This window comes from Vibrio sp. OPT46, assembly GCF_015163535.1.
Taxonomy (GTDB): Bacteria; Pseudomonadota; Gammaproteobacteria; order Enterobacterales; family Vibrionaceae; genus Vibrio; species Vibrio alginolyticus.
Map to the genome: position 1 here is coordinate 175,666 of NZ_JADDYG010000824.1, position 4,470 is coordinate 180,135.

A 4,470-nucleotide genomic window follows, 5' to 3' on the forward strand; every position below is an offset into this window, starting at 1 on the left:
ATCATCTGTAATGTACGCGGCGTGTGATGGCTTTCAGTTAGAATAAGTCCATCGACTTGATAAGAGAGTAATGACGCGATCTTACGCTCTTCTTCAAGCTCATCGTAGCTAAAATGCGCTAAAAGCGTCTCATAGCCATTGGCTTTGGTCACCATCTCTATGCCCTGAACAAAGGAAGCAAAAATTTGGTTGGACAAAGACGGCAGTAAAATACCAATGGCTTTACTGGAGGACTTTGACAACATCGCCGGTGCACGGTTTTCGATGTAACCCATCTCTTCAATCGCAGTCGCAATCTTAGCACGAGTCTTTTCTGCCACCGATTCAGGGTTACGCATATAGCGTGAAACGGTCATCTTCGTGACGCCAACCTGGTCTGCGACATCCTGCAATGTCGTACGAGTTTTCTTATTCTGTTGAGCCATAAATATGTGATTTATCAGTAATGTTACAAGTAACATTATGACGAATAGACTCTCTGCCGACAAGTTCAGTGAAAATAATTCGCAAAATGAGATGAATATCAGTGGTAGAGCGTATTAGCAAACGCATCACAAAGAAACGCCACTTAAATAGCGATAATATTTGAGACCGCAAAAAAGCCCCGAACTCGGGGCTTTCTTCTATATTTTGACCGCAATATCTGAGTCGTTATTTCACGCACACCACGTTCAATAATGAGGTTCCGGTGAGCTGATTGGGCTCACGATCGGCGAACAAACCTTTCTTATCTTTGCCCCAATACGGCAGTTGCAGTGGCCATTGATTTTTTTCCATCACCCCAGACGCCCTCAGCGCTTTAAACTCTGCAGGGTTGGCTAAGCTCATACCCAGTTGCTGACATACTTTGTGCGAGTTTTCGTAGTTGAGGCGGTTCCACGGCTTACCATGTTCCATGTAAAACTGATTATGGTGATCGAGTAAATATGGGACCACGTACGTTTTGCCCTGTACTGAAGTACTCAAGCGAACTTCAATGTCATCATTTCCGGTGACAATTGGCTTCGCTTTGGTCTTAGCAACAGGCTTAGACGAAGAGCTATCACGTGAACTTTTTGCCTTGGTATCTGGCTTCTCTGCCCGCGCTTTAAAGGCGTCGGTATCAGCTCGCACAGCAGGAACTGGCGCGGGTTTCGGGGTCACCGTCGGTGTTGGCTTAACCGAAGATGCGGCTGATTTCGACGATACAGTAGATTTAGGTGTAGGTGGTGTTACTGGTTGTTTCGTCCCTTTCCCAACCACTCGGATGAACGCCTCTTTGTAATTCGACAAGGTTTTGACTCCTCGTAAGTCATCCCTCGCATCAGACAATGCCTTGTAAGGTCCAATCAAACAGCGATAGCCTTTGGAATCAGGCTTCATCCATACGTCAGTCGTGATTTTACTATAGAGAGGCTTAGCTTTCGCGAGAGACATAGGCTTGGGTAGCAATCCGCATTGAATCCAGTAAAGGTAGTTGCCCCCCTGCGGCACTTTCTTTCCCCATACTCCGTTACCAATTGGGCACGTTTTCTCAAGCATCGGTAATTCTTTCTCGCTGGCTTGAGTGGCTTGGCAAAGGAACTCCTCCGCCGATACTGGGCTAGAAAACTGGGCGCATACCAGCGACAAGCCGAAAGCTAGGCTTGCTTGGAAGATACGAGATGGGTGTTGTGCCTTCTTCATTTCCATACACTTCACTCTAAATTAGTGGGTAAGGTCATTATGGCGGCAAAGCGCCAAAAAAATGTGAACAAAGAATAACTAGCAAAAAAAGAGCCGGAATTTGCATCCGGCTCTCAGTTTAGGAAGGAATTAAGCGAATTTACAACGCTTGGTGGGAAAATTCTTATCCTTTGTACAGTTTCGGGTTGAATACATCACGTAGCCAGTCGCCCAACAGGTTGATAACCAAAACCAATGTTACGAGCACGATGCCTGGGAAGGCAGTAATCCACCACGCACCTGAGAAGATGTAGTTAAAGCCGATGCTGATCAGCGCACCTAGTGACGGCTGATCAACAGGAAGACCCAAACCTAGGAATGACAGTGCCGCTTCCGACATGATCGCGTTCGCTACCTGTACCGTCGAGATAACCAAGATTGGCGATAGACAGTTCGGCAGAATGTGACGGAACATGATTCGCGGAGCTTTAAAGCCCATCACACGCGCCGCTTCGACGTATTCTTTCTTCTTCTCTGCCAATACCGAGGCGCGAATGGTACGTGCGTATTGCGGCCATTCTGCCACACCGATGATCACCACCAGCATGACCACCGCATATTGGCTGTAAAAATCACTGCCAAAGCTGGCTTTGAAGATGGCCGATACGATGATCGCCACCATCATGGTTGAGAACGATAGTTGAACATCCGCAAAGCGCATCAAGAAGCTATCGATACGACCACCGAAGTAACCCGCCGACAAACCAATGATGATACCCAGTACCAACTGAAGACCGACGGCTAAAAAGCCGATCGTCAAAGACAAACGAGAGCCGTAAAGAATGGTCGATAAAATATCGCGGCCTTGCTCGTCAGTACCCAACACAAAGCGCTCATCGCCATCTTCCATCCACGAAGGTGGCAACTCAGAGTCCATGATGTCGATAGACGTCAGATCGTACGGGTCTGTTGGCGCAAGAATCGGTGCAGCCAATGCCAATACTAAGAACATCATAAAGACGGTAAAACTCGCCATCGCCACTTTGTCGCGTTTGAAGTAATACAGAAAATCTGACTCTTTGAAACGCTGCCACGCTGATGGAGCAGGAGCTGGTGTTAAATTTGATTGGCTCATGATTAAGCTCCTTTTCCAGTTAGGTTCACAGTTGGGTTGATGATGCCGTACAGCAAGTCGACGATGGTATTGGTTACCACGAAGATCAGACCAACAAAGATAACGTAGGCAGTGATCAGCGGTGTATCTACACGGTTGATTGCCTCTAGGAAAAGGAAGCCAGTGCCCGGCCATTGGAACACGGTTTCAGTAAGAATGGTGTAGGCCACCATGGTACCAATCTGCACGCCACCTACCGTCAATACTGGTAGCATGGTGTTCTTAAGTGCATGTTGGTAATAAATCTTTTGTAAGTTCAAACCTTTTGCTTTGGCGAACTTAATGTATTCCGAACTCAGTACTTCCAGCATTTCTGAACGTACCAAACGGATGAACAACGGCAGCATGATAGACGCTAGCGCAATACAAGGTAGGATGAGGTGCTTGATACCATCAATGGTAAAGAAGCCAGATTCCCAACCGAGTACGTTAGCGGTTTCACCTCGCCCATAGGAAGGCAGCCAGCCGAGTTCGATGGAGAAGACGTACATCAGCATGATTGCGGTTAGGAACACCGGAATCGAGATGCCGACACTACTCATCGCCATAACAAATTTGGTAAAGACACTCTTCGGGTGAATCGCGGAATACACCCCGAGTGGTATAGAGAAAACGATAATGATGAGCGTCGCGCCAAACACGAGCTCTAATGTTGCCACCAGCTTATCGAGGATCACCTCAACCGCAGGTCGCTTGAAAAAATATGAGGTACCCAAATCACCTTGCAGTGCATTACCCACAAAGCGCGTGTACTTTGTGATAAAGGGATCGTTCAGGCCCAATTCGTCGCGTAGCGCTTGACGCTCCGATTCCGAAACCGACTGACCTACAAGCTCACGCAGCGGATCACCCAGGTTGTCCTGAATGGCAAACGCCACCAAACTGATCACAAACATCACTATCAGTGCCTGAAACAGGCGCTTGACCAGAAACGAAAACATTCCTTGCCCCTTAACTATCCATAGATCTCTAAATTAGAGAGAAAATTCAGTCTAAATAACCCACTCAATCCGACTGAAACAAAACTGAGTCGAGTGCTTTAAGTTGAGGAGGGAAATCCATCCCTCCTCAAAGTCGACTAACCGTGATTATTCAACCACTAGGTCACCGAAGTAAGGCATTACCATTGGGTTAACGATGTCTGCCGCTTTCACGTTAGACTTCGCACCCCACGCTTCACTTTGCCAGTGTAGCGGTACGAATGCTGCGTCGTTGTATAGTGTTGCTTCTACACCTTTCAGCATTTCTGCACGTTTCGCAGGATCCGTTTCTACGTTCGCAGCTTCAACCACTTTGTCCATTTCTGGGTTTGAGTAGTAACCACAGTTGTACTGACCACGACCGGTTTCTTCGTTACGAGTCATCGTTAGGAACTCGTTGAAGTTCGCTGAGTCTTCTGTATCTGAGTGCCAACCGATCATCAGCATGTCTGCCGCACACTTGTCGAACTCTGGCCAGTATTGCGCTTTTGGCATGGTCTTCAGATCAACCTTGATACCGATCTTAGACAACATTGCCGCTGCCGCTTGTGCTACTTTCGCATCATTCACGTAACGGTTGTTTGGTGCGATCATCGTTAGCGTCAGGCCGTTTTCGTAACCCGCTTCTTTCATCAGTTCTTTCGCTTTCTTCAAATCGTAGCGAGGAACCAG

General features: G+C 47.5%; 5 protein-coding genes. All 5 read right to left on the bottom strand.

Annotated elements, in window-relative coordinates:
* Nucleotides 1-425, bottom strand: a 425-nt coding sequence (locus tag IQR33_RS34805; RefSeq protein ID WP_228014204.1) for a LacI family DNA-binding transcriptional regulator, incomplete at its 3' end; no start/stop codon positions are given.
* A gap of 226 nt (nt 426-651) precedes the next feature.
* On the bottom strand, nt 652-1,671 hold the full coding sequence (locus tag IQR33_RS28895; RefSeq protein WP_053303437.1) for an SPOR domain-containing protein: 1,020 nt from the start codon (nt 1,669-1,671) through the stop codon (nt 652-654).
* Between the two features lie 157 nt (nt 1,672-1,828).
* Complete coding sequence (locus tag IQR33_RS28900) at nt 1,829-2,779, bottom strand: ABC transporter permease (RefSeq protein ID WP_033907403.1); 951 nt, start codon at nt 2,777-2,779, stop codon at nt 1,829-1,831.
* 2 nt (nt 2,780-2,781) lie between these two features.
* The gene (locus IQR33_RS28905) at nt 2,782-3,759 is read right to left on the bottom strand and encodes an ABC transporter permease (RefSeq protein ID WP_031780394.1); all 978 of its coding nucleotides are present in this window, start codon (nt 3,757-3,759) and stop codon (nt 2,782-2,784) included.
* Nucleotides 3,760-3,906: 147 nt separating this feature from the next.
* Nucleotides 3,907-4,470 (bottom strand): ABC transporter substrate-binding protein (locus IQR33_RS28910; protein ID WP_228014205.1); only part of this gene is annotated, 564 nt, incomplete at its 5' end.

What these genes read in the sequence shown, in the direction of transcription:
- IQR33_RS28895 (WP_053303437.1), bottom strand. Translation starts at nt 1,671, where the DNA reads ATGGAAATGAAGAAGGCACAACACCCATCTCGTATCTTCCAAGCAAGC.
- IQR33_RS28900 (WP_033907403.1), bottom strand. Translation starts at nt 2,779, where the DNA reads ATGAGCCAATCAAATTTAACACCAGCTCCTGCTCCATCAGCGTGGCAG.
- IQR33_RS28905 (WP_031780394.1), bottom strand. Translation starts at nt 3,759, where the DNA reads ATGTTTTCGTTTCTGGTCAAGCGCCTGTTTCAGGCACTGATAGTGATG.